The organism is Allobosea lupini (genome assembly GCF_900109525.1).
Lineage (GTDB): Bacteria > Pseudomonadota > Alphaproteobacteria > Rhizobiales > Beijerinckiaceae > Allobosea > Allobosea lupini.
The window spans coordinates 609171-633300 of record NZ_FOAN01000001.1 but is presented as its reverse complement, the minus strand read 5'-3'; the positions used below and the strand labels follow the sequence as shown (position 1 = coordinate 633300).

The 24130-nt window shown below is 66.4% G+C and carries 25 protein-coding genes; 8 read left to right on the top strand and 17 right to left on the bottom strand.

What is annotated here, in order from left to right:
* Positions 1–20: 20 nt before the first annotated feature.
* The 4 genes from BMZ21_RS03030 (at position 21) to guaA (ending at position 3655) form a co-directional block, all read left to right on the top strand.
* Positions 21–1319 carry an RsmB/NOP family class I SAM-dependent RNA methyltransferase gene (locus tag BMZ21_RS03030; protein WP_091829611.1) on the top strand — a complete coding sequence of 433 codons (1299 nt, stop codon included), beginning with the start codon at positions 21–23 and terminating at the stop codon, positions 1317–1319.
* 86 nt (positions 1320–1405) lie between these two features.
* Positions 1406–1633, top strand: a complete 228-nt coding sequence (locus BMZ21_RS03025) for a hypothetical protein (RefSeq protein WP_091829609.1) — start codon at positions 1406–1408, stop codon at positions 1631–1633.
* Complete coding sequence (locus BMZ21_RS03020) at positions 1626–2078, top strand: type II toxin-antitoxin system VapC family toxin (RefSeq protein WP_091829607.1); 453 nt, start codon at positions 1626–1628, stop codon at positions 2076–2078. Before BMZ21_RS03025 ends, BMZ21_RS03020 begins: the two co-directional genes overlap by 8 nt.
* Complete coding sequence (guaA, locus tag BMZ21_RS03015) at positions 2075–3655, top strand: glutamine-hydrolyzing GMP synthase (protein WP_091829605.1); 1581 nt, start codon at positions 2075–2077, stop codon at positions 3653–3655. Before BMZ21_RS03020 ends, guaA begins: the two co-directional genes overlap by 4 nt.
* A gap of 65 nt (positions 3656–3720) precedes the next feature.
* Here guaA and BMZ21_RS03010 read toward each other — a convergent pair whose 3' ends face one another.
* The 3 genes from BMZ21_RS03010 to BMZ21_RS30205 form a co-directional block, all read right to left on the bottom strand.
* Complete coding sequence (locus tag BMZ21_RS03010; protein WP_091829603.1) at positions 3721–4368, bottom strand: flavin reductase family protein; 648 nt, start codon at positions 4366–4368, stop codon at positions 3721–3723.
* Positions 4369–4373: 5 nt separating this feature from the next.
* Positions 4374–5342, bottom strand: a complete 969-nt coding sequence (locus BMZ21_RS03005; RefSeq protein WP_091829601.1) for a carbon-nitrogen hydrolase family protein — start codon at positions 5340–5342, stop codon at positions 4374–4376.
* 74 nt (positions 5343–5416) lie between these two features.
* Positions 5417–5563 (bottom strand): hypothetical protein, encoded by a 147-nt coding sequence (locus tag BMZ21_RS30205; protein WP_167561477.1) that lies wholly within the window; start codon positions 5561–5563, stop codon positions 5417–5419.
* A 158-nt stretch (positions 5564–5721) separates the two neighbouring features.
* Between BMZ21_RS30205 and BMZ21_RS03000 the strand changes: the two genes are divergently transcribed.
* The gene (locus BMZ21_RS03000; protein ID WP_244543672.1) at positions 5722–6654 is read left to right on the top strand and encodes an IclR family transcriptional regulator; all 933 of its coding nucleotides are present in this window, start codon (positions 5722–5724) and stop codon (positions 6652–6654) included.
* Positions 6655–6696: 42 nt separating this feature from the next.
* Here the strand turns inward: BMZ21_RS03000 and BMZ21_RS02995 are convergent, their stop codons facing one another.
* From BMZ21_RS02995 to BMZ21_RS02935, 13 genes are all read right to left on the bottom strand, one after another.
* Positions 6697–7206, bottom strand: coding sequence for a flavin reductase (locus BMZ21_RS02995; RefSeq protein WP_208862205.1), 510 nt, complete (start codon positions 7204–7206; stop codon positions 6697–6699).
* Positions 7207–7243: 37 nt separating this feature from the next.
* Positions 7244–7999 carry an SDR family NAD(P)-dependent oxidoreductase gene (locus tag BMZ21_RS02990; RefSeq protein WP_091829599.1) on the bottom strand — a complete coding sequence of 252 codons (756 nt, stop codon included), beginning with the start codon at positions 7997–7999 and terminating at the stop codon, positions 7244–7246.
* A gap of 27 nt (positions 8000–8026) precedes the next feature.
* The gene (locus tag BMZ21_RS02985) at positions 8027–8395 is read right to left on the bottom strand and encodes a hypothetical protein (RefSeq protein WP_091829597.1); all 369 of its coding nucleotides are present in this window, start codon (positions 8393–8395) and stop codon (positions 8027–8029) included.
* Positions 8396–8419: 24 nt separating this feature from the next.
* A complete protein-coding gene (locus BMZ21_RS02980) occupies positions 8420–9568 on the bottom strand; it encodes an acyl-CoA dehydrogenase family protein (protein ID WP_091829595.1) in 1149 nt (382 codons plus the stop codon).
* A 235-nt stretch (positions 9569–9803) separates the two neighbouring features.
* Positions 9804–10256 carry a MarR family winged helix-turn-helix transcriptional regulator gene (locus BMZ21_RS02975; RefSeq protein ID WP_091829594.1) on the bottom strand — a complete coding sequence of 151 codons (453 nt, stop codon included), beginning with the start codon at positions 10254–10256 and terminating at the stop codon, positions 9804–9806.
* Between the two features lie 78 nt (positions 10257–10334).
* Positions 10335–11207 (bottom strand): alpha/beta hydrolase, encoded by an 873-nt coding sequence (locus BMZ21_RS02970; RefSeq protein WP_244543671.1) that lies wholly within the window; start codon positions 11205–11207, stop codon positions 10335–10337.
* A gap of 12 nt (positions 11208–11219) precedes the next feature.
* Positions 11220–11921, bottom strand: a complete 702-nt coding sequence (locus BMZ21_RS02965; RefSeq protein ID WP_091829593.1) for an ABC transporter ATP-binding protein — start codon at positions 11919–11921, stop codon at positions 11220–11222.
* Positions 11915–12694, bottom strand: coding sequence for an ABC transporter ATP-binding protein (locus tag BMZ21_RS02960; RefSeq protein ID WP_091829592.1), 780 nt, complete (start codon positions 12692–12694; stop codon positions 11915–11917). The genes BMZ21_RS02965 and BMZ21_RS02960 overlap by 7 nt, the downstream gene beginning before the upstream one ends.
* Positions 12687–13658, bottom strand: coding sequence for a branched-chain amino acid ABC transporter permease (locus BMZ21_RS02955; RefSeq protein WP_244543670.1), 972 nt, complete (start codon positions 13656–13658; stop codon positions 12687–12689). The genes BMZ21_RS02960 and BMZ21_RS02955 overlap by 8 nt, the downstream gene beginning before the upstream one ends.
* Positions 13659–13661: 3 nt before the next feature.
* A complete protein-coding gene (locus BMZ21_RS02950) occupies positions 13662–14576 on the bottom strand; it encodes a branched-chain amino acid ABC transporter permease (protein WP_091829591.1) in 915 nt (304 codons plus the stop codon).
* A gap of 61 nt (positions 14577–14637) precedes the next feature.
* Positions 14638–15825, bottom strand: coding sequence for an ABC transporter substrate-binding protein (locus BMZ21_RS02945; protein ID WP_091829589.1), 1188 nt, complete (start codon positions 15823–15825; stop codon positions 14638–14640).
* 51 nt (positions 15826–15876) lie between these two features.
* Positions 15877–16788, bottom strand: a complete 912-nt coding sequence (locus BMZ21_RS02940; RefSeq protein ID WP_091829587.1) for a fumarylacetoacetate hydrolase family protein — start codon at positions 16786–16788, stop codon at positions 15877–15879.
* Positions 16789–16800: 12 nt separating this feature from the next.
* Positions 16801–17925, bottom strand: a complete 1125-nt coding sequence (locus BMZ21_RS02935; protein WP_091829586.1) for a cupin domain-containing protein — start codon at positions 17923–17925, stop codon at positions 16801–16803.
* Positions 17926–18051: 126 nt separating this feature from the next.
* Here BMZ21_RS02935 and BMZ21_RS02930 point away from each other — a divergent pair, with 126 nt between their 5' ends.
* Positions 18052–18795, top strand: a complete 744-nt coding sequence (locus BMZ21_RS02930; RefSeq protein ID WP_244543669.1) for a GntR family transcriptional regulator — start codon at positions 18052–18054, stop codon at positions 18793–18795.
* Positions 18796–18817: 22 nt separating this feature from the next.
* Here the strand turns inward: BMZ21_RS02930 and BMZ21_RS02925 are convergent, their stop codons facing one another.
* Complete coding sequence (locus BMZ21_RS02925; RefSeq protein ID WP_091830530.1) at positions 18818–19975, bottom strand: ABC transporter substrate-binding protein; 1158 nt, start codon at positions 19973–19975, stop codon at positions 18818–18820.
* A gap of 420 nt (positions 19976–20395) precedes the next feature.
* On the opposite strand from BMZ21_RS02925, the gene BMZ21_RS02920 reads away from it, so the two are divergent.
* Both BMZ21_RS02920 and BMZ21_RS02915 read left to right on the top strand, forming a co-directional pair.
* Positions 20396–22546 carry an indolepyruvate ferredoxin oxidoreductase subunit alpha gene (locus tag BMZ21_RS02920; RefSeq protein WP_091829581.1) on the top strand — a complete coding sequence of 717 codons (2151 nt, stop codon included), beginning with the start codon at positions 20396–20398 and terminating at the stop codon, positions 22544–22546.
* 8 nt (positions 22547–22554) lie between these two features.
* A complete protein-coding gene (locus BMZ21_RS02915) occupies positions 22555–24102 on the top strand; it encodes an indolepyruvate oxidoreductase subunit beta family protein (protein WP_091829579.1) in 1548 nt (515 codons plus the stop codon).
* Positions 24103–24130 lie beyond the last annotated feature (28 nt).

The following is a 24130-nucleotide window of genomic DNA, read 5'->3' as shown; positions in this document are numbered from 1 at the left end:
AAGCACAGGAACCGCCGGACATGACTCCCGCCGCCCGCATCAGCGCCGCCATCGAGGTCCTGGCGGACCTGATCGAGCGCCGGCGCCCGGCGGCCGACGCGCTCAAGGACTGGGGGCTGTCACGCCGTTTCGCCGGCTCGAAGGATCGCGCCGCCGTCGCTTCGCTCGTCTATGATGCGCTGCGCCGCCGCGCGTCCTCGGTGCATGCGCTTGGTGAGGAGACGCCGCGGGCGCTCGTGCTCGGCATGCTGGTCAGCCAGCGCGGCCTCGGCGTCGAGGAAATCTCGGACCTCTTCAGCGGACAGAATCATGCCCCCGCACCGCTGACCGAGTTCGAGGTCGCCGGGCTCGCCGCCTTCGATCTCAACGCCGCGCCAGGCTGGATGCAGGCCGATGTACCCGACTGGCTCTGGTCTTCCTTCATGGCAGGCTTCGGCGACGATGCGGTTGCCGAAGGACAGGCTCTGGCGGGCCGTGCGCCGGCCGATATCCGCACCAATCGGCTGAAGACCGATCGCGACAGGCTGCGTGCAGCGCTGGCGCATCTTCAGCCCGAGCCGGGCGCCTGGTCGCCCGATGCCTTGCGCTTCCTGCCCGGCCCCGATGGCCGCGGCCCGTCGCTGCAGAGCGAGCCGAGCTTCTTCAACGGCGAGTTCGAGATCCAGGACGAGGGCTCGCAGCTCGTGACGCTGCTCGCCGGCGCACAGCCCGACATGAGTGTCGTGGATCTCTGTGCTGGCGCCGGCGGCAAGACGCTGGCACTGGCTGCTGTCCTCGGCGGAGACGGGCGCATCTTCGCCACCGATCTCGACAGCCGCCGGCTGGCGCCGCTGCATGACCGGCTCACCCGCTCCGGCGCCGGCAATGTCGAGGTCCGCGTGCCCAGGAGCCGCGGCCATGACGCGCTTGCCGATCTCGTCGGCACGATCGATCTCGTGCTCGTCGATGCGCCCTGCACCGGCTCCGGCACCTGGCGCCGCAATCCGGATGCGAAATGGCGGGTGCGCCCCGGCGCGCTGGCCGAGCGCATCAAGGAACAGGCGCAGGTTCTCACGCGTGCCGCCAGTCTGGTGAAACCAGGTGGGCGCATCGCCTACATCACCTGCTCGATGCTGCCGGAGGAGAATGACGGCGCGGTCGAGGCCTTCCTGGTGCGCCATCCCGGCTTCGTGCCGGTCGCGACGCGCTCGCTGCTCGATACCGGCGAGGTCGATTTCGGCCTGCTCGCCCGTTTCGCCACGCGCTTCGGCTTGCAGCTCTCGCCGCGCCGGACCGGGACCGACGGATTCTATTTGAGCTGCCTTGCGGCGCCGGGCTGAATCGTCGATCCAAGCGAAGGTTTTGCGAAGCTTGGGCCGTCCCTATATCATGGGGGCAGCCAATCAGTCTGTCGGGAGTAGCTTCCATGGTGGTCGTTGAAGCGTCGCGGCTTGATGGTGTGACCTTGCAGCAGGTTCTGGCAAAGGTACGGCGGGCGGCCGAGAACGCTCGGCGCGCGCAAGATTGGACCGTGCTCGCAAACCGGCCTGAGCATCTGCCGATCTCGAAGGAATTTGCGGCGATCCGCGCACTGACACCGCCGGGGCCTCAGGAGGACAGCGTCGACATCATTCGGGCGTTGAGGGATGAGTAGCGTTGCTCTCGACGCAAGTTTCATCGTCAAACTGCTCGTCGACGAAAGCGGCTCCAGGCTCGCGCAAGCTGTGCTCGAAGGGTATGAAGCGGCCGGCAGCGTTTTCCTTGCTCCCAGCCACGCGCTAGCTGAAATCGGCGAGGTGCTTTGCCGCAAGCTGCGGAAGGGATCGATCGAATCCGTTCAGTTCGAGCGCGCCTTGGATTCAGCGACGCGGCGGGTTGCCAGCAATGATTTGACCTCTCTGCTCGCTGTGGCAGCCAAGATTGCCATCGATCACGGCGTTTCGGTCTACGACGCTCTCTATGTCGCCTTGGCTGATCAGGCCGGCGCGCTCATGCTCACCGCGGATCGCAAGCTCGCGGAGAAATTGCGTCCAACGCCATTCGCCCCCTTGATTTTATGCGTCGACGAAAGCGGCCTGATCTTCTATGGCGAGCCATGACGAGCTCCCAGCCCCAGAACCCCGCCCATCACGACTCCATCCTGATCATCGACTTCGGCAGCCAGGTCACGCAGCTGATCGCGCGCCGGGTCCGTGAGATCGGCGTCTATTGCGAGATCGCGCCGTTCCAGTCGGCCTCCGATGCCTTCCAGCGGCTGAAGCCGAAAGGCGTGATCTTTTCCGGAGGCCCGGCCTCGGTGCCCGACGGCAATTCGCCGCGCGCGCCCCAGGAGGTGTTCTCCGCGGGGCTGCCGCTGCTCGGCATCTGTTATGGCCAGCAGACCATGGCCCATCAGCTCGGCGGCACGGTCGAGGGCGGTCATGCCGCCGAGTTCGGCCGCGCCGATGTCGAGATCGTCACGCCCTCCGCCCTGTTCGCGGGCGTCTGGGAAGAGGGTGGGCGTTATCCGGTCTGGATGAGCCATGGCGACCGCGTCACGCAGCTGCCGGCCGGCTTCACCGTCAAGGCGACTTCGGAGAACGCGCCCTATGCGGTGGCGAGCGACGAGGAGAGGCGCTTCTATTCGACCATGTTCCATCCCGAAGTGGTGCATACGCCGGATGGCGCCAGGCTGCTGCGCAACTTCGTCGTCGACATCTGCGGCTGCAAGCCCGACTGGAGCATGTCGGCCTATCGCGCCGAGATGATCAAGAAGATCCGGGACCAGGTCGGCACGGGCCGGGTGATCTGCGGGCTCTCTGGCGGCGTCGATTCGGCCGTCGCGGCCGTGCTGATCCACGAGGCGATCGGCGACCAGCTCACCTGCGTCTTCGTCGACCATGGCCTGATGCGGATGAACGAGGCCGATGAGGTCGTACGTCTCTTCAGGGACCACTATAACATCCCGCTGGTCCATGTTGAGGCCGAAGAGCTTTTCCTCGCCGAGCTCGCCAAGTGCGGTGCCGACCCGGAAGCAAAGCGCAAGACCATCGGCCGGCTCTTCATCGACGTCTTCGATGCCGAGGCGGCCAAATTGGGCGGCGCCGACTTCCTCGCCCAGGGCACGCTCTATCCCGACGTGATCGAGAGCGTCTCGTTCAGCGGCGGCCCGTCGGTGACCATCAAGAGCCACCACAATGTCGGCGGCCTGCCCGAACGCATGAAGATGAAGCTCGTCGAGCCGCTGCGCGAGCTGTTCAAGGACGAGGTCCGCGTCCTCGGCCGCGAGCTCGGCCTGCCCGAGGCCTTCGTCGGCCGCCACCCTTTCCCGGGGCCGGGTCTTGCCATCCGCTGCCCCGGCGAGATCACCAAGGAGAAGCTCGACATTCTGCGCAAGGCGGATGCGATCTATCTCGAGGAGATCCGCAAGGCCGGGCTCTACGACGTGATCTGGCAGGCCTTCGCCGTGTTGCTGCCGGTGCGCACCGTCGGAGTGATGGGCGATTATCGCACCTACGACCATGTCTGCGCCCTGCGCGCCGTGACCTCGGTCGACGGCATGACGGCGGATTTCTACCCTTATGACATGGCCTTCCTCGGCCGCACCGCGACCCGCATCATCAACGAGGTCAAGGGCATCAACCGGGTCGTCTACGACGTGACCAGCAAGCCCCCCGGCACGATCGAGTGGGAATGATTTTTGCCGCAATCCAACCATGAACGAGCCTGAACCGGCCGCTCATGGGGGCATGCCAAGGGGCTTTAGGCTTCCGGCGTAACAGGGCGCTTTGCCTGCCGCTTTGCCCAGCTCGGCCGATCCATCTGGAAAAGATCCGTCGAGCGCAGATACCCCCCGCTCGCGTGCAGGCGGGCAATGAGCTTCAGCCCCGGCGTGTCGATGTAGTGGCGCTCGGGATCGATGACGAAGCGGTCGTCGATATGGGCATTGAGCACCCTGCCGATCACGATGGTCTGTAGCGGCCCCGTGACCAGAGAGGTCAGGACCTGGCATTCGAGCGCGACCGGTGCCTCGCCGATGCGCGGCGGCTGGACGGCGCGCGAGGGCAGCGGCGTCAGCCCCGCCAGCGCGAGCTCGTCGACCTCGGGCGGCGCGTCGATGCAGGTCTCGTTCATCGCTTCCGCATTCGCTTCGGCGACGAGGTTGACCACGAACTCGCCGGTTTCGAGGATGTTGGCGGCGGTATCCTTCAGCCTGCCGTTCTGGGGCATGATGCCGATCGCAACCGTCGGCGGGTCGTTGCCCATCATGTTGAAGAAGCTGAAGGGCGCGGCGTTGACGATGCCGGCGCGTGACAGGGTGGTGATCCAGGCGATCGGGCGCGGCACGATCGTGGCGGTCAGGATCTTGTAGCGCTCCTGCGCCGGCAGCGCTTCCATGTCGAACAGCATCGAGGTCAGTCCTGCCGCGTCGTGTCGTTGCCGCCGAGCGTCGCGACGGCGCGCTTGGGCCGGTCATCGACCATGAGCTGGAACACGTCCGGCCTGGCATAGTGCCCGGCCACGTCGAAATCGAATTTGCCGCGGGCGATCTGCCCGGGATCGATCTCGGCGTAGAGGATCGTCTCGCCTTCGAAGTCGGGCCCGGCCAGTACGGCGCCGAGCGGATCGACGATGGCGCTGCCGCCGCGCATCAGCACCGTCCGGGGATCGTCGCCGAGTGCGCAGTCGTAGTCGTCTGCATAGGCACCGCGGCGGATGTGCTGGCAGGCGGTCAGCACGAAGCAGCGGCCCTCCAACGCGATATGGCGCATGGAGGGCAGCCAGCTGTCACGATCGTCGGCGGTAGGCGCGCAATAGATGCCGATGTTCTGCGCGAACATGTGCATGCGCAGCATCGGCATGTAGTTCTCCCAGCAGATCACGGCGCCGATCCGGCCGAGCGAGGTCTCGATGACGGGCATGGTCGAGCCGTCGCCGAAGCCCCAGATCAGCCGCTCCCCCGCGGTCGGCATCAGCTTGCGGTGCTTGCCGACCAGACCCTGCGCGCCGTCGAAGAACAGGACCGTGCAATAGAGCGTGCCACCGTCGCGCTCGATGCAGCCGATGACGGCGAAAACACCGGTTTCGGCCGTCGCCTCAGTGATCAGCGCAACCTCGGGTCCGTCGAGAGCGATGGCCGCTTCCCAGTAGCGGCGGAACGCCTCCCGGCCCTCCGGCTTGCGCATGCCGACCGGCGCACCGAAGGAATGCCCCTTCGGATAGCCACCGAGAAACGCTTCCGGAAACACGATGAGGCGCGCGTCCGCCTGTGCCGCCTCCCTGATCAGCCCGGCGGCCTTCGCCGCCGAAGCCTGCGCATCGTCCGGAACGGAGGCCACCTGCGCGACGGCGGCCTTGTAGCGTGGCAGGGGCGGCGGCTGCATCGGATCAACTCGCTTCGATCGATGATTGGGAGTGCGCGGCAGCCGGGATCGGAGCCGCCGCTTGGCTGAGGTGATCAGTTGCCAGGCTCGAGCTCGGGACGGTTCGGCAGCAGCAGGGATCCGATGACGTAAACCACGGCCGTGATGACGATGGGATACCAGAGCCCGGCGAAGACATCGCCGACCGACAACGACAGTCCGGCTCGCATCGCGGTGTCCATGATATCCCCGTTCGCCGGCTGTCATGCTTCAGGTCGATGCCGGAAGCAGCTCAAATTTCGCTATAGTCAAATCTGATTGATAATATCAAATCAAGCAAGCTTGAAATTCCATCCGGCCTTGCCCACAGTTGAGGCACGCCGCGAACGGGGTTATTCAATTGACGAAAAAGGGAAATTCGCCGGGTTCTTCCAACTCGGCGGCGCGCCTGTCCCGTCCGCGATCCGCCTCTGGCTCGCAAGCCGAGCAGCCCGAATCAGTTGCGGAGCAGCTCTTCACGGGTGCGGATGACAAGGCCGGGCGTCCGGCTCGGCGCGGCATCCAGTCGATCGAGATCGGCTTCCGCATCCTCGATCATCTGCGCATGGCGCTGCGGCCAGTACCGCTCAAGGCCATCGCCGCAGGCACCGGAATGTCGGCTGCCAACGTCCACTACTATCTGGTCAGCTTCCAGGCGGTGGGCATCGTCCGGCAAGAGGAGGACACCGGCTGCTATGCGCTCGGGCCCTATGCGCTGAAGCTCGGTCTGGCTGCGATCGAGCAGTTCGACGTGTTCACGGCGGCGAGGCCGGTCATGACCGAGCTCGCCGATGAGATCGGCCAGACCGTCTTCCTCGGGGTCTGGGGCAATCGCGGGCCGACGATCATCTACCGTGTCGAGGCCGGTGGGAATCGTCCTATCCTGGAGCTTCGCGTCGGCAGCGTGCTGCCGCTGCTTCGCTCGGCGCTCGGACGCAATTTCGTCGCGCATCTGCCGCCTGCGTTCAGCGAAGAGCTCGTCGTGGCGGCGCTCAAGGAGGAGCGAACGCGGCAGGAGCGAGAAGGGCCCGACGACACGCCGCGCGATCGTGCCGAACTCGAGACGATGCTGACCTCGATCCGCGCCGCAGGCATCAGCCGCTGCCGTGACGCGCTCCTGGCGAATTTCACCTCGCTCTCGGCCCCGATCCTCGATCAGACCGGGTTGATGATCGCGGCGATCACCTTGATGGGGCCGATCGGAACGATGGACGACGATCTCGCCGGTCCGATCGCCGAGGCGCTGCGCTCACGCGCCGCCGCCATATCCAGGGCGGCAGGCTGGGGCGATTGATCGCGACGCAGGCCTTATGCAGCGCGGGATTGCCGCAGCCTCTCAGGCCAGGCTGCTTTGCTCGGACACCGCCGCCTTCAGCGGGTGATAGCGGCGGTCAAACCAGATCACGGTCTCGGCTGCCTGTGCCGATGTGAGCAGGCCGACGACCCTCGCATAGAAGACCGAATGACTGCCGATCGCGCGACGCTCCATGATCCGGCAGTCGAAGGCGGCGACCGCGTCCGCCAGTACGGGCGCTCCGGTCTCCAGCGTCATCCAGTTCCCGGTCTCGAAGCGGGTCGTATCGCCGCGCCCGGCAAAGATGTCCGCCAACGCGACGTGCCTGCCGGCGAGGACGTTGACGCAGAGATTGCCGTTGCCGTTGAAGACGTCGTGCGAGCGGTTCTTCTGGTTGACGCAGACCAGCAGCGTCGGCGGACTGTCGGTGATCGAGCAGACAGCCGAGGCGGTCATCCCATGGCGCCCTTCGGGACCACCCGAGGTGATGAGACTGACCGCGGCGCCCAGGCAGCTCATGCCTTCGCGGAAGCTCGTGGCGCTGACAGTCATCGGCTCTCTCCCTCGAATGTGTCCGGCGTGTCGCGCGTCAGCGCATGAAGAGGCCGCCATTGACGTCCCAGCAGGCCCCCGTCACAGAGGCGGCGGCGGGCGAAGCGAGCAGCACGATCATCTCGGCGACGAAGCCCGGGTCGATCAGCTGCCCCACGGGGATGTTGGCGAGCAGGCCGGGCATCTTTTCCGCCGGCACAAGCGCATGGACGAGCGGTGTGTCCATCGGCCCCGGCGCGATCGCGTTCACGGTGATGCCGAAGGGCGCGAGATCGCGCGCGAAGACTTTGGTCAGGGTCAGGATCGCGCCTTTCGAGGCGGCATAGTGGGCGCCCGTCGCCGTGCCGCCGTTCTGCCCCGCGAGCGAGGCGAGGTTCACGATGCGGCCGTAGCCGCGCTCCTTGAAGTGCCGGCCGAGGATCTGGCTGCCGGCGAAGACCCCGCCCGCATTTGTCGCCATCACGGCGTTGAATTCGGCAGGCTCGATCTCCAGCAGCGGCCGCGCAACCGTCACGGCGGCGTTGTTGACGAGAATCTCGACCGAACCCCAGTGGCCGATCGCCTCGTCGCGGACGCGTTCGAAATCCTCCGGCCGGCGGACATCGAGCACGGCTGCAATGGCGTTCGCCCCGGCAGGGTCGAGTTCCAGGGCCAGACGCCGCGCCGCGTCCCCGTCGATGTCGGTCACGACGACCCGATGGCCGGCCAGGTGCAGAGCACGGGCGGCGACGGCTCCGAAGCCTGAGGCGGCGCCGGTGACGATGGCGGTGTGGGGATTGTCGCTGGCGGTCATGCGAGCTCCGTGCAGGCGATGGCTGCCTCAAAGATTGGTCGGAACTTCCAGGGCCCGGCCCATCCGGGCTTCGACCCGGCAGTACTTCCAAAGTCGCTCGTCCGTGTCGCCCACGGGCGTGGTGCGGAAGAGGTTGCAGGCCAGCCGCACGGTCTCGCGGTCCGGCACGTCGGCCATGATGTAGGCTGTCCAGGGGAAGCCGGTGGGCGAGGTGCCGACCATGGTTTCGTCGTCGTCGAGCATGCCGAGGATCGTGACGCCCGGCAGCTCCGAGATCCCCTTCATCATCGTGCCGAACGCCTTCCAGACTGGGCCGATCTGGGAGAAGGGCAGGTCGAAGAAATTCTGCTGCACGGCGATGCAGAACAGGGTTCGGATCGGCTTGGCTTCGGTCATGGCAGGTCTCCTCTCGCAGATGTCTCAGGGATAGCCGGGGAAACTGGGCTGGCCGAGCAAGGCCGCGCCGGCGGATGTCCAGGTGCCCTGGCCGAGGAAGGCATGCTGCGCCACGGCTGCGGCATCGAGCATGCAGCGCGAGACCGGGTGTCCGCGGCGGATCGCTTCGGTGCCGGCCATGACGAAGGCCATGCGGGTGACCTCGGCGCCGGCCGCGGCCGCCTCGGTTGCACCCAGGCGCAGACGGACATGCACATCGCGCTCGAGGTCGTCGCCCGCGAGAATATCCTCCCACGCCTCTTCGATCGCTTCGTAGAAAAAGCTGCGGGCTGACCGCAGCCGGGCCTCGGCCCGGCCGCGTTCGGCCTGGATGTGCGGGCGGGCGCCGATCGGCGGAGCGCCGGTGATCGCCGGCTTGTCGCGTGCCTCGCGGTGAAGCCAGTTCAGCGCCTCGCGGGCGGTTCCCAATCCGACGACGGCCAAGACCTGGGCCGCCAGCGCCATGGAGGGATAGCGGAAGATCGGCTCGTCGCGCTGGGCGCGCCCGCCACGGATGAAGGTCCATTCCTCCGGGACGACCACGCAGTCGACCACCACGTCATGGCTGCCGGTGGCGGACAACCCCAGCGTGTCCCAGCTGTGCTTGATCTGGACCTTGTCGCGCGGCATCACCGCCATGCGCGGGAGGCCAGAGGCTGAGCCGCCCTCGACACGGATGCCGGCTCCGATCAGGCTCGCACCCATGCATCCCGAACAATAGGGCCAGCGGCCCTGGACTTCGAAACCGCCCTCGACCTCGCGCGCGGCCTGCGGCGGGAAAAGCGCTCCGGCGAAGACAGTGTTGGGATCCTGCCCGTAGATCGCCTTGAAGGTCGCGGGCGGCAGGGCGGCGAGGTAGACCGCGGAGACGCCGAAGCTCGCGACCCACCCGGTCGAGGCGTCCGCCTCCGAAAGCCGTTCGATGAGCCGGCAGAATTCGGCCGGGCTGCTCGCGTCGCCCCCCAGCTCCTTCGGCACGAAGGCACGGTAGGCTCCGACGGTCTTGAGTTTCTCAACCATGTCGAGGGGCACGTAGGTCAGCTTCTCGAACTCGTCGCGGCGGGCGCGGATCTCGTCGAGAAGTGCGCTCAGGACGGCTTCGCGAGCCGCGGCGGGGTTCAAGGCCTTGTTCATGGCACGTCCCTCCAAAGTTTGCGCTGCGCCTAGCCTGCCGCGCCAGCGGCTTGGCATGCTCGGCACTCGACGGCGTGTGAGCGAATTCCTCAATGCATATTACGTGATTATTCACGTAATATGCCGTATCCAGGCCGCGTTGGCAATCCCTCTTCCCGCAATCTTTCGGCCATATGCGCGATGGGCGCCGGGACGCCGGTCCGTCCCGTGGAGTGAGGGCAGTGAACGGGGGCGCTCAGCCTGGCAGACGATCGAAGACGCCGGCGAGCAGGTGGTTCAAACGTTGCCGCTCGCGCTCATCGACGCCGGCGAAAGCGTGGGCGAGGACACCCTCGGCGATCGCCCAGGCCTGGTGGCGCAGGGCCTCGCCTTTGGGCGTCAGGCTGACCTCGGTAACACGGCGGTCGCTTAGACTCGGCCGTGTCTCGACCAGCCCGTCCTTCGCCATGCGTTGGACGATGCGCGTGGCGGTGCTGAGCTTGATCACACACGCATCGGCGATGGCCGACACGCTGACGCGACGGTCTTCGTAGAGCGTCATCAGCACGCGATAGCTGGGAACGTCGATGCCGATCCTGTCCAGCGCCGTCTCCATGGTCTGGAAATAGCGGCCGGTGACGCGCGCGATCCAGTAGAACGGCCATTCGGCCCGATGGAAACGCACATCAGCTTGCGGGGCTTCGGTCATCGCCGCGAGATTCCGCAATTCGGCGGCGATGTCCAGCAGGTTCGATATCGACTGCGGCGCGCGGCCGGTTCATCCCGGTCAAGTCATCTGTCGTCCCAGTGCGCTCGCGACAGCCGCGGCCAGGATGCTGCCGCGGTCGCCGAGGCTGAGAGCTATGTCGAAATGGTTGTGCCGCGGCATGGCGACGGTGTCGCCGCGATGGCCGGCGGCAGCCCAGGTCGCGGCGAAGTCGGTGGTCTGGCGGCGGAACTCGCTGGTTTCGAGCCCGCCGACAGCGCTGATCAGCGCCGTCCGTGACCGGATTGGAACATGGCGAATCGGGCTGTTGCGCGCGATCGAAGCGTCGTCGAGACCGAGCCAGTCATTGACCTCGACATGGCGCAGCGGCTCCAGATCGTGCAGGCCCGAGAGATCGAGCGCGACCTCGATCACATCCCCTGGCATGCCGTAGGCGGCATGCCAGCCGCCGGCGAGTAGCATCGCGGTGAGATGTCCGCCGGCTGACGAGCCGCCGACCGCGATGGCGCCGACATCGTAGCGCGCCCGCTCGCGATGCAGGAAGGCGAGGGCGGTGCGGGTCTGTCGGACGATCTCGTCCAGCGAGGCCTGCGGAGCCAATGTATAGTTCATGACCGCGACGGCCAGGCCCTGTGCCTTGAGCCCCGGGACGACGAAGGCATTGTCGTCCTTCGAGCTTGCCCGCCAGTAGCCGCCATGGATCCACAGGAAGAGCGGCGCGCCGGGCTCCGCCGGATAGATGTCGAGCGTTTCGCCGCTTGCTGCGTCATAGACGATGTCGGCGATGCGCCGGTGTTCGCGCTGCACGGCCTCGCTGCCGGCGACGTAGCGCGCGTATTCTGCATCGAACGACGGCACGCTGGCGCGCGCATCGTATTCGCGCGCCAGCGTCGCCCTGTCCATGCCGCGATAGAGGATCGGTGCCTGCGTCATCCTCCGCCTCCGTCAGATGCCGAGATAGCGCTTGGCGAGATTGGCCTGGCTGTCCAGCTCCGTCGGCGTGCCTGACCAGACCACGCGGCCCTTCTCGACGATGTGGTGGCGGTCGACCAGCGCGGCCATCTCGCCGAGGTTCTTGTCGATGACGACGATGGTCTGCCCGGCCTGCTTGAGCTGGTGGAGGCAGCGCCAGATTTCGGCGCGGATCAGCGGCGCCAGTCCCTCCGTCGCCTCGTCGAGGATGAGCAGGCGCGGGTTCGTCATCAGCGCCCGGCCGATCGCCAGCATCTGCTGCTCACCGCCCGACAGCGTCCGCGCAGACTGCCGGCGACGCTCGCCGAGGCGCGGGAAGAGCGCCACGACCCGCTCGAGCGTCCACGCATTGCTGTTTCGCGTGTCGGTGCGCGCGGTGGCGACGAGGTTCTCCTCGACCGTCAGCGAGGGAAAGATCCGCCGCCCCTCCGGCACGAGCCCAAGTCCCAACCGCGCGATCGCGTGCGGCGCGAGCCCGGCAAGCGGGTGATCTCCGAAGCTGATACGACCGCCTGTTGGACGGGTCATGCCCATGATGGCGCGCACTGTCGTCGTCTTGCCCATGCCATTTCGGCCGATGAGCGAGACAACCTCGCCGGCCCGCGCGACCATCGACAGGCCGAACAGGACCCGGCTCTGTCCATAGCCGGCTTCCAATGCCTCGATCGTCAGCATGGCCGATCCTCCCCGAGATAGGCGGCGCGGACTTCCGGATGCCCGCGCACCTCCTCGACCGTGCCCGTGAAGACGACCCGCCCATAGACCAGCACGCTGATGCGGTCGGCCAGCGCGAAGACAGCATCCATGTCGTGCTCGACGAGCAGGATGGCGTAGCGGCGTTTCAGGCTCTGAAGCAGCTTGGTCAGGCTCGCCGATTCCTCCGCTCCCATCCCCGCCATCGGCTCGTCGAGCAGCAGCAGCTTGGGCTGGCGGGCCAGCGCCACCGCGATCTCGAGTTGCCGGCGCTCGCCATGCGCCAGCTCCGCGACCGTGCGCCCGCCCTGGGCTGCAAGGCCGACCTGATCGAGCCAGTCCCGCGCCAGTTCGCGATGAGCGGCATTCCGACGCGGATTGGAGAACATGTCGAAGGAGCCGCCATGCCGCGCCTCGATTGAGAGCAGCACGTTCTCGATCGCGGTGAAGTCGGGACAGAGCTGCGTGATCTGGAAGGTCCGGCCGAGACCGAGCCTTGCGCGCGCCGGCGCCGGCAGTGCAGTCACGTCGCGCCCCTCGAACAGGATGCGCCCAGCATTCGGCCTGATCTCGCCACAGATCTGGGTAATCAGCGTCGACTTGCCGGCGCCGTTGGGGCCGATCAACGCGTGCAGTTCGCCAGTGCCGACCTCCAGTGAGACATCGTCGGTCGCGACCAGCGCGCCGAAGCTCTTGCGAAGCCTTTCGATCGCAAGGACGGGCGTCGCGTCAGTCTGCGGAAGGGCATCAGTCACGACGGCCTCCGAACAGGCGGCCGGCGATGCCACGCCGGCCGAACAGTGCAACCAGCGTCAGGACCGGTCCCATCACGATCATCCAGTGCTCGGTCCAGGTCGAGAGGAGTTGCTCGAGCGCGATGAACACCGCTGTGCCGGCGATGGGGCCGAGCAGGGTGCCGAGCCCACCCAGCACGACGATCGCCATGAACTCGCCGGACTTGCTCCAGGCGGCCATGTCCGGGGTGACGAAACGCGCGTAGTTCGCCCACAGCACGCCGGCGAGCCCGGTTCCGACGGCGGAGATCACGAAGGCCGCAAGCCTGAACGGGAAGGGGCGGATGCCGAGATTGATGGCGCGCCGCTCGCTCTGGCGCAGCGCCTGGAGAATGAGGCCGAAGCGCGAGTTGACGATCGAGGCGCAGATTGCCGTCCAGGCCACGAGCAGCGCCAGGCAGAGATAGTAGAAGGTCTGCGGCCGGGCGAGATCGATCAGTGGCAGCTGGTTGCGCCGCTCCAGCATCAGCCCGTCGTCGCCGCCATAGATCTGCAGCGAGACCAGGATGAAGAAGACCATCTGCGCGAAGGCGAGCGTGATCATGATGAACTGGACGCCGCTCGTTCGCAGCGCCAGCGCGCCGACCACCAAGGCGGTGAGCGCGCAGACGAGGAGCGCGAGCGGCCAGACGATCAGCGCGGTGTTCGTGCCCGCCCAGCCCAGCAGCGGGTCGCCGCCGAAGGTGTGGTGGGCGACGATCCCGACCGTGTAGCCGCCGAGGCCGAAGAACATGGCGTGGCCGAAGCTGACCATCGCCCCGTAGCCGATGATCAGGTCGAGGCTGACCGCGGCGATCGCATAGATCAGAATGCGGTTCGCAAGGCCGAGCAGGGCCGGGCTGCCGCTCGCATCGGCAGCGGGCGGAACGGCCAGGAAGAGTGCGAGGCCGAGCAGGATCGCCATCGTGCGCAAGGATAGGCGCATCTGTCAGCTCCGCGCGGGCAGGAGGCCAAGCGGCCTCACGAGCAGAACGATCGCCATCAGGACGTAGATGCTCGCCGAAACGAGACCCGCGCTGAGCGTATCGGCGACCGAGGGCGGCAGCAGCATCTGCAGGCCCTGGGGCAGGTAGGCGCGGCCGAGGCCGTCGACCATGCCGACCAGCAGAGCCCCGACAAGGGCCCCGCGGATCGAGCCGACGCCGCCGATGACGATGACGACGAAGGTGGTGATCAGCACCCTCTCGCCCATGCCGATCTCGACCGCGAGCAGCGGCGCCGCCATGACGCCGGCCAGTCCGCAGAGCAATCCGCCAAGACCGAAGACCAGCGTGTAGAGGCGGCGGATGTCGACGCCGAGCGCAGACACCATCTCGCGGTCGTCGGCGCCTGCCCGGACCAGCATGCCCAGCCGTGTGTGGTTGACGAGGAGCCAGAGCCCGATGGCGACGAGGCCGCCGACGCCGATGAAGGCCAGGCGCATTAGGGGGTAATCGAGTCCGGGAAGGACGGCCACCGAACCCTGCAGGAAGGGTGGGATGTCCATCAGGGGCGGGCGGCGGCCAAAGATCAGGCTCACCGCCTCGTTGGTGAACAGGATCAGCCCGAGCGTCGCCAGCACCTGATAGAGATGATCGCGGCGATAAAGCCATTGCACGACCGCGAGCTCTAGCACGACGGCATAGAGCCCGGCGCCGGCCAGGGCGGCGGCGATGCCGACCAGAAACGACCCGCTCTTCAGCACCGCAAAGGCAGCGCAATAGGCGCCGACCATGTAGAGGGAGCCGTGGGTCAGGTTGATGACGCCCATGATCCCGAAGATCAGGGTCAAGCCGGACGCCAGCATGAACAGCATGGCGCCGTATTGCAGGCCGTTCAGGACCTGCTCGATCAAGAGGATCATCCCCGGACCGCCCTTTTATGGATTGAGAACGCCGCCGTTCGAACGCCGGCGGCGCGGGACGTCAGTCGATCTTGCAGCGCGCGGCGTAGGCGTCGCCGTAGTCCTCGGCGACTTTCCTGATGATCGTCTGCACGATCTCGCCGGAGGCGTTCTTCGCGAACTTCGTCAGGTAGTAGTCCTGGATCGGGTGCTGGTTCGGCCCGAGCGAGAACTTGCCCCGTACCGCCGTGAACTGCGCCCTTCGCAGGGCGTCGCGGAACTCCGCCTGTTTGCCGATGTCGCCGTTGACCGCCTTGAGCGCGCTGCCGATGAGGTTGGCGGTATCGTAGGCTTGCTGGGCGTACATCGTCGGGGTGCGCGAATAGGCCTTGCGGAAGGCTTCGACGAAGGCCTTCGACGCAGGATTGTCGAGTTCCGTGGTCCAGACCGCGGAAGCATAGATGCCGTCTGCGGCCTCGCCGGTGGCGCCGATCATGCGCGCATCCATCGAGAAGCTCGGGATCAGCATCGGCACGGATTTCGACAGGCCGGAATTGGCATATTGCTTGGCGAAGTTGATGCCGGCTCCGCCGGGATGGAACTGGTAGATCGCGTGGGGCTGCAGCGAACGCACGCGCGCAAGTTCGACCGAGAAGTCGGTCTGGTCGAGCTTCGTGTAGATTTCGCCGATGATCTCGCCCTTGAAGGTTCGCTTGAACCCTTCGAGCGCGTCACGCCCCGCCTGATAGGCCGGTGCGAGCAGGACGACACGCTGGTAGCCCAGCCGATTGGCGGACAGGCCTGCCGCCTCGTGGAAGGCATCGTTCTGGTAGGACGCGACGAAATAGTTGCGGTTGCACTTCTCGCCGGCGAAGACCGACGGCCCGGGATTGAGGCTGACATAGAAGCCGCCCGCTTCGAGGACGCCAGGCACGACTGCCGCCAGCACGTTCGAGAAGTTGACTCCGGTGAAGAGCTTGATGCCGGACTGTACCATGCGATCGGCCGCCTGCTTGGCATTGGCCGGCTTCAGGCTGTCGTCCTCGATCTCTAGCTTGACCGGCACGCCGCCGAGCGTGCCGTCCTTCAAGGCAAGCTGGAAGCCGTCGCGGATGTCCTCTCCGATGTAGCCTGCCGGGGTAGAGAGCGTGGTGATGAAGCCGATCGTGGTCGGCGTCGCCGGGCCGCCCTGGGCGCCGGCCGGCGTGGCCAGGGTCGCGGCGAGAAAGGCTGCGGCGATGGCCGGGTGCGATAGGGATATCCTTGTCATCTAGTCCGTCCCCTGTTGTTTTGTTGGAATAGGATCAACCGTCTCGACCCGTCAGACCGCGACGACTGGGTGGCGGATCGTGCCGATGCCGTCGACGCCGGCTTCCACGATGTCGCCCGGCCAGAGCCATTCCTGCGGTGTCCTGCCGGCCCCGACGCCGTCCGGTGTGCCCGAGGCGATGATGTCGCCGGCTTCCAGCGTCATCGCGGCGCTGATGTCGGCGATCAGCGTCGGGATCTTGAAGAGCATGTGCCGCGTGTTCGACTTCTGCTTGATCTGCCCGTTCACGGTCAGCCACAGGTCGAGGGCATGCGGATCGCCGATCTCGTCGGCGGTGACGATGCAGGGCCCGAAGGGCGCGTAGGTGTCCTGTCCCTTCGAATAGATCCACTGTCCGGCGCGGCGGTTGTCGCGCGCGCTGACGTCGATCAGCACGCTGTAGCCGAAGACATGGGCGAGGGCGTCGGCCTCGGAGACGCGCCGGGCGGTCCGGCCCATGACGACTGCGAGCTCGACCTCCCAGTCGAGCTGCTGGGTGATCGCCCGGTTGTGCTCGATCGCGTCGCCCGGCCCGATGACGGAGGTCGGCGGCTTCGAGAAGATCACCGGCTGCTTGGGCAGGTCCTTGGAGGTGTCGAGTGTGCGGGCCGATTCCGCAACATGCTCGACATAGTTCAGGCCGATGCCGAAGATGTTCTTGCGCGGGCGCGGGATCGGCGCCAGCAGCTTGACATTGCCGAGCGGCAACGCCGCACCCACCGGCCAGCGCCCGCGTTGATCGTCGAGCGCCTGGCGCAGGGCGGCCAGGGCGGCCGGCCCGAGCTCGATGAATGCGAGCATGGTGGAAGGGAAGCCCAGTCCGGCCTTGGCACCGAGCTGCTCGACATCGACGACGAGATCACCCTCGATCACGCCGAGGCGGGCCGCAGCGTCGACGACGCTGCGATAGGTCACGAAACGCATGGTTGAAGGTCCTCAGGCCGCCAGGGGCTGTTGTCCGCCGTTTTCGCCGAAGGCCTCCTCGCGATAGAGGCCAAGCGCGTTCATCACCGGCATGTCGTTGAAGCAGAACAGGACGGCGTCATCCCGGTCGGAGGCGTTGGCGTGCTCGTGCCAGGCCCAGGAGGGTACGCAGAAGATGTCGCGCTCCTGCCAATCGAAGCGCTTGCCGTTGATGATCGAGTAGCCTTTGCCCTTGGCCGCCTGGTAGATGAAGCTGCCGGTGTGGCGATGGGCCTTCGTACGCTCGCCGGGGCGCAACAGCTGCATCGATGCGCCGATCGTCTGCATCACCGGCCCGCCGGTCACCGGATTGACGTAGTTCATCAGGATGCCGTCGAAGGCGGAGCCGTCCGTGACCTTGGCGTAGCGCTGCAGCGCCTCGTAGGTCGGCGCCCATTCGTATTTGAGCAACGGCGAATAGGGCTTGTCCCATTGCGTGCCGTAGGGGCGCAGGCCCGGATTGCCCCAGGTCCCCGTGGCGTCGTCGACGGGGTAGCCGACGGCCTGCTGAAGATCCTCATGGACAGCGTAGAAATTGGCCTCGAGGGTGTTCACGAGCGGGATGTCCAGCCCGTCCTGCCAAAGGCAAGGCGAGCCGTCCGCGGCGACGCCGTGCTCGTGCCACGTGCCGTTCGGCGTCAGCACGAAGTCGTTGGCGCCCAGGGTCATCTTGTGGCCGTCGACGATCGTGTAGGCGCCGGAGCCTTCCATGATGAAGCGCAACGCCGAGGCTGAATGCGCGTGAGCCGAGGCGACTTCGCCCGGATTCATCACCTGAAGGCCGGAATAGAGCCAGCCCACGGCCGCCGAGACGTCGCGACGGCCCGGATTGTTGAGATAGATCACCCGCCGCCCGGCCTTTTCCGGCGTGACCAGCTCGATCGAGCGCAGCACGTGCTCGCGCAGATCGCGATAGCGCCACAGCACCGGCTCGGATTTCGATTTCGGCTGCCAGGGCTCGATCTTGTTGGCGACGGTCCAGAGCGCGCCGGCTTCGAGACGTTCGAGCTGATCGTAATAGGCCAGCAGCTCAGGTGTGTCTTCGACGTTCGCACGACCAGCGACGTCCTCGCGGTGGTTCTCTCGGGAAATGGACATGCGAGCCTCCGTTCAGGTCACGATGGGGTTTATATGGCATGTCATATTTTCGAAAGAAAGATATTTTTGCGTTAGATCCTCTGCTGGTGTAGAGCCTGAGGGACTAGACGAATGAGGAGATACCGGGTGCGTGTGGGGCGAAGCGGGGCACAGCCGGCGAATGACGAGATCCTGGATTCCCAGGGCGGGGCCGCGACCTTGGCAGAGGCTGCCTATCGGCGCCTGCGCCAGGATATCGTCGCCGGCGTCTTCGCGCCGAGCCAGCCCTTGCGGCTGGAGCTGCTCAAGCAGCGCTACGGCCTGAGTTTCTCACCGCTGCGCGAGGCGCTGAACCGGCTCCAGACGGAGCGTCTGGTCGCGACGGCACCGCTGCGCGGCTTTTCGGTCGCGCCGGTTTCGATCGAGGAGATGTGGGACGCGACCGAGACGCGCATCCTGATCGAGTGCGAGGCGCTGCGTCGTTCGATCGCCCATGGCGATGACGATTGGGAGGCCGGCATCGTCGCCGCCTTCCATGCGCTCGATCTGCAGGTTCGCCGCAAGGCGGCCGCAGGCGGAATTGGCGATGACGAGCTGATCGCGCTCGAGACGCGGCACCAGGATTTCCACCGCGCCCTGATTGTCCGCTGTCGGTCGCGCCGCCTGATCGACATTGCCGACCAGCTCTATGTCGAAACGCAACGCTACCGCCTGCCGACGCTGGCAGGCCAGAATCCCGCCGCCAGCCGCGACGTGGCGCTGGAGCACCGAGAGATCATGGAGGCGACACTGGCGCGCCGCAGCGATGAAGCGGTCGCGTTGCTGGCCGCGCATTACCGCAGGACGTCGACCTTGGTCGAGGCCTACATGCAGAACGCGCCGGCCAAATAGGCCGGCGCGGCTGTCTAGGATGTCAGGGCAGGAGCTTCCAGCCGCCCTGCTCGATCTTCACCAGAACGCGCGAGCGGTCGTCGACGCCGAAGCTGCTCTGCGGCGTGAAGTTATAGACGGCGTGGGTCCCGACGACCTCCTTGCTCGACATCAGCGCCTGGCGCAGCGCCTCCTTGAAGGCGGGCGTGCCGGGCTTGGCGCCACTCTCCAATGCCCGCCTGGCGGCATCGGTGAACACGACCCAGCCGTCGAAAGCATAAGCCGAGAAACCGTCCGTCGGCTTGCTGCCGTTCGCCTTCTCGTAAGCGTCTCGATAGGCCAGCGCGACGGCCTTGATCGGATTGTCGTCCGGCAGCTGCTCGGCGACGGCGACCGGCCCGGTCGGGCAGATCAGGCCATCCGCCGCCTTGCCGGCAACGCGCAGGAAATCCGTGCTGATCATGCCGTTATTGCCGTAGATCGGACCCTTGTAGCCGCGCTCGCTCAGCGCCAGCACGGGGAGGGCGCCCGGCGTGGCGGTGCCGCCGACCATGATCGCGTCGGGGCGGGCTGCGATCGTCTTCAGCACCTGCGGCATCACCGAGGTGTCGGTGCGGGCATAGCGCTCGTTGTTGACGACCTTGATGCCGGCTTCCTGCGCTGCCGCGGTCAGCGAATTGTACATCAGGTCGCCAAGCGCGTCGCTGAAGCCGATGAAGCCGATCGTCTTGACGTTGCGCTTCTTCATGTCCGCGACGACGCCTTGCGCCAGCAGCAGCTGTGGGTGCGGGATCTGCACGACCCAGGGGCCGCCATCGCCCTTCGCCGGCTCCGCGATCGGCGAGATCGCGATCATCGGCACGTTGAGCTCGGTGGCGACGGTCGCCATCGCCACAGTCTGGGGGGCGCCCGAGGTGCCGATCAGGAAATCGACCTTCTCTTGCTCGACGAGCTTGCGGGTATTGCGCACCGCGGCCGTCGGGTCGGAGGCGTCGTCGAGCTGGATGATGCGGATCGTTTCGCCGCCGACCTCGCTCTTATGGGCTGCGCCCGCAGCGATGCCCTTGGCGTTGGGGATGCCGATCGACGAGATCGGCCCGCTCAGGCCGGTGACGAAGCCGACCACGATCTCCGCCCGTGCGGACGTTGCAGCGAGTACGAGCGAGATGGCCGTCGCGGCGGCGCAGATCCGGTAACGCATCGTGATTCCCCTGTTGCTGATGGTGATCGTTTGGAGCGTCGCCATTCGCGGCACGCCATCTGCATCTGCGCGGCATGGCCTCGTCCGATCGCAGGATACTTGCGACCCTGCGGTTTGCGTGACGTGGCCGTGCGCGATGGGACAATCCGTGCCTGAACAATCACTGTCAAGTTTTTCGATGAAATGTAATTCTTGCGAAAATATGCGCAAAACGGATATCGTGAGGAATATCAATATTTTGCCTTGGAGGCGAGCATGGCCGGAGCGGGGGTCTCGCCCTGCGGCAGGCTTGACGTGAATTAGTTAAGGCATAAAGTAATTGACGGAAGAGCCTGAAGACCGCGCGGTTCGGCTCGAGCGCCCCGAGGGGAAGGGGCGTGCATCGAGCGGTTCCGCCGTCGGCTCGGCGTGGAGGGATCGATGGCGGAACGCTCATTTGCGCGCGAGGTCGAGGATCTGCGCCTCGGCGAGGGCGAGATCTTTCGTGGCGAGGGCATCCTCGCCATTACCAAGGCGCTGCTGCAATCCGGCGTTTCCTATGTCGGCGGCTATCAGGGCTCGCCCATCTCCCATCTGATGGATGTGCTGGCCGACGCCAAGGACGTGCTCGACGAGCTCGGTGTCCATTTCGAATCCTCGGCCTCGGAAGCGGCCGCCGCCGCTTCGCTCTCGGCCTCGGTGATGTATCCGCTGCGCGGGGCCGTGACCTGGAAGTCGACGGCCGGCACCAATGTCGCCAGCGATGCCTTGACCAACCTGGCCTCGGGCGGCGTGACCGGCGGCGCGCTGATCATTCTCGGCGAGGATTACGGCGAAGGCTCGTCGATCCCTCAGGAGCGCAGCCACGCTTTCGCGATGAAGTCGCAGCTCTGGCTGCTCGACCCCCGTCCTAATCTCGAATCGATCGTCAAATCGGTCGAGGATGGTTTCGAGCTCTCCGAAGCCACCAACACGCCGGTCATGCTGCAGGTCCGCATCCGCGCCTGCCATGTCCACGGCCAGTTCGTCGCCAAGGACAACCGCAAGCCCGCCTTCACCATCCGCGAAGCGCTGGAGAATCCGCAGCGCGATCTCAACCGCATCGTGCTGCCGCCGGCCTCGATGCTGCAGGATCGGCAGAAGCTGGAACAGCGTTGGCCGGCGGCGGTCGATTTCATCAAGCGCCGCAGGCTCAATGAGTTCTTCGGCCCCGATGCCGGCGAAATCGGCATCGTCATGCAGGGCGGAATGTACAATTCCGTGATGCGCGGGCTGCAATATCTCGGCCTGGCCGACGCCTATGGCGACAGCAAGATCCCGCTCTACGTCCTCAACGTCACCTATCCGCTGGCGGATGACGAGGTCGCCGATTTCTGCCGTGACAAGCGCGCCGTGCTGGCCGTGGAGGAAGGGCACCCGGAATATATCGAGCAGGCGATCGGCACGGTCCTGCGCCGCCGCGGCATCGCGGCCAAGCTCGCAGGCAAGGATGTGCTGCCGCTCGGAGGCGACTATACCGCAGCCGTGCTGAGCAAGGGCATTGGCGCATTTCTCGACCAGAACGCCCCGCATCTGCTCGGCAACCGCCCGCCGCTGCCGAGTGCCGACAACATCGTCTCGGCCGAGCCTGTCAAGCAACTGGTCGAGATCGTGCCGCCGCGCCCGGCCGGCTTCTGCATTGGCTGTCCCGAGCGGCCTATCTTCGCGGCGATGAAGCTCGTCGAGAAGGAACTGGGTCCGCACCAGATCTCGGCCGATATCGGCTGCCATCTCTTCTCGATCCTGCCGCCTTTCAATCTCGGGGGCACGACGATGGGCTATGGGCTGGGGCCCGCTTCTGCCTCGGCCTTCAATGTCGAGGCTGGAAAGAAGCCGATCTCGATCATGGGCGATGGCGGCTTCTGGCATAACGGCCTGTCGTCGGGCGTCGGCAACGCCGTCTTCAACAAGCAGAACCAGGTCATCATGGTCGTCGACAACTACTATTCGTCGGCGACCGGCGGGCAGGACATCATGTCCTCGCGCGCCGACAACGACCGTCGCTCGACCAACAATCCGATCGCCAGGGCGGTGCGCGGCATCGGCGCCAAATGGGTGCGCGAGATCGACCGCACCTACGACGTGGCCAAGATGCGCGACACGCTGAAGGCGGCGCTGACCTCGAAGGAGGAGGGGCCGAAGATCATCATCGCCTCATCCGAATGCATGTTGAACAAGCAGCGTCGTGTGAAGCCGCTGTTCAACAAGGCGGTCAAGGACGGCAAGCGCTCGGTCAAGCAGCGCTTCGGCGTGGACGAGGATATCTGCACTGGCGACCATGCCTGCATCCGCCTCTCCGGCTGCCCCTCGCTCTCGGTCAAGCATCTCGACGACCCGCTACGCGACGATCCCGTCGCAGCGATCGACAACAACTGTGTCGGCTGCGGCAATTGCGGCGAGGTGGCGGAAGCCGCCGTGCTCTGCCCGTCCTTTTATCGCGCCGACGTCATCTACAACCCGACGCGGCTCGATCGCTGGATGGCGCGGCTGCGCGGCGCCGTGATCGGCTATCTCCAGCGCCGCCGCGACGCGCGCCGCGTGGTGTTCTCGTGAATGCCGTGATGCCCGTAGGCCCTGCCGGGTTGCCAGCCTTCGACCGCCCCCTGTCGATCGCCGTGCTCGCCATGGGCGGCCAGGGCGGCGGTGTCCTGACCGACTGGATCGTTGCCGCAGCCGAACACGCCGGCTGGATCGCGCAATCGACGTCCGTGCCAGGCGTGGCCCAGCGGACCGGTGCGACGATCTACTATGTCGAAATGCTGCCGCCGCGCGACGGGCGTCATCCCGTTCTCTCGCTGATGCCGACGCCGGGCGATGTCGACGTCGTGGCTGCCGCCGAATTCATGGAAGCCGGCCGCGCCATGCTGCGGGGCCTCGTCACGCCTGACCGGACGACGCTGATCGCCTCGACTCATCGCAGCCTGGCCGTGAGCGAGAAGGAAAAGCCTGGCGACGGCATCGCATCCTCCGAGCCGGTCTACGAGGCCTCCGATTTCGCCGCGCGCCGCGCGATTCAGTTCGACATGCAGGCGCTGGCGGAGCGGAACGGCAGCGTAATCTCGGCCGTGATGTTCGGCGCATTGGCCGGGTCCGGCGTGCTGCCGTTCCCGCGCGAGACCTTCGAAGCCGCCATCCGCGAGGGCGGCAAGGGTGTCGAGCCAAGCCTGCGCGCCTTCGGAGCCGGCTTCGAGCGGGCCTCGCGTCCGGCCGAGACCGCTCCTGTGCCCGACGCGGAAGTCCCGCCGCCTGTCCCGACGCGTGTCGGCGTGCCGCAGCTCGACGGATTGCTGGCGCGCATTCACGGCGAGTTTCCGCAGACCGTGCGGCCGATGCTGTTCGCCGGCGTCAAGCGCCTGACGGATTATCAGGACGTCGCCTATGCCGGCGAATATCTCGATCGGATGCGGGATCTGCTGGCGCTCGACCACCGTCATGGTGGGGAGGCGGCAGGCCATGCCTTCACCGCCGCCGCCGCAAAATATCTTGCCGTCGCAATGGCCTATGACGATGTCATCCGCGTCGCCGATCTGAAGACGCGGGCGTCACGTTTCGAGCGCATCGACAAGGAGATCGGCAAGCGAGACGACCAATTGCTCTACATGACCGAGTTCATGCATCCGCGCATGGAGGAGGTCATCGGCACCATGCCGAAAGGGCTTGGTCTTTGGCTCGAAGGCAGGCCCGGCCTGGTCCGCCTGCTGGACCGCGCGGTCAATCGCGGTCGCCGCGTCAAGACGGGTCATGTCGGCTGGTTCCTCTCGCTCAATCTCGTCGCGGCGCTGCGCCCCGCGCGCCGAAAGCTGCTGCGCCACGCGCGCGAGACGGCTCATATCGAGGGGTGGCTGACCCTGGCGACGCGGATCGTCGCGCAGGATTATCCGCTCGCCGTTGAGGTTCTGGGCTGCCGGCGGCTGGTCAAGGGCTATTCCGACACCCATGCGCGCGGCGAGTCGAAGTTCGACCGTGTTCTGGCTGCGGCGCCAGGCCTCGTCGGCAAGCCCGACAGCGCCGGCTGGCTGCGCCGCCTGCGTACCGCTGCATTGGCCGACGAGCAGGGCGAGGCATTGGCAGGTGCGCTCATGACGCTGGAGCACGCCTTTGAGGCGTGATGGCCATAGAGCGCGGGCGGCGATCTCG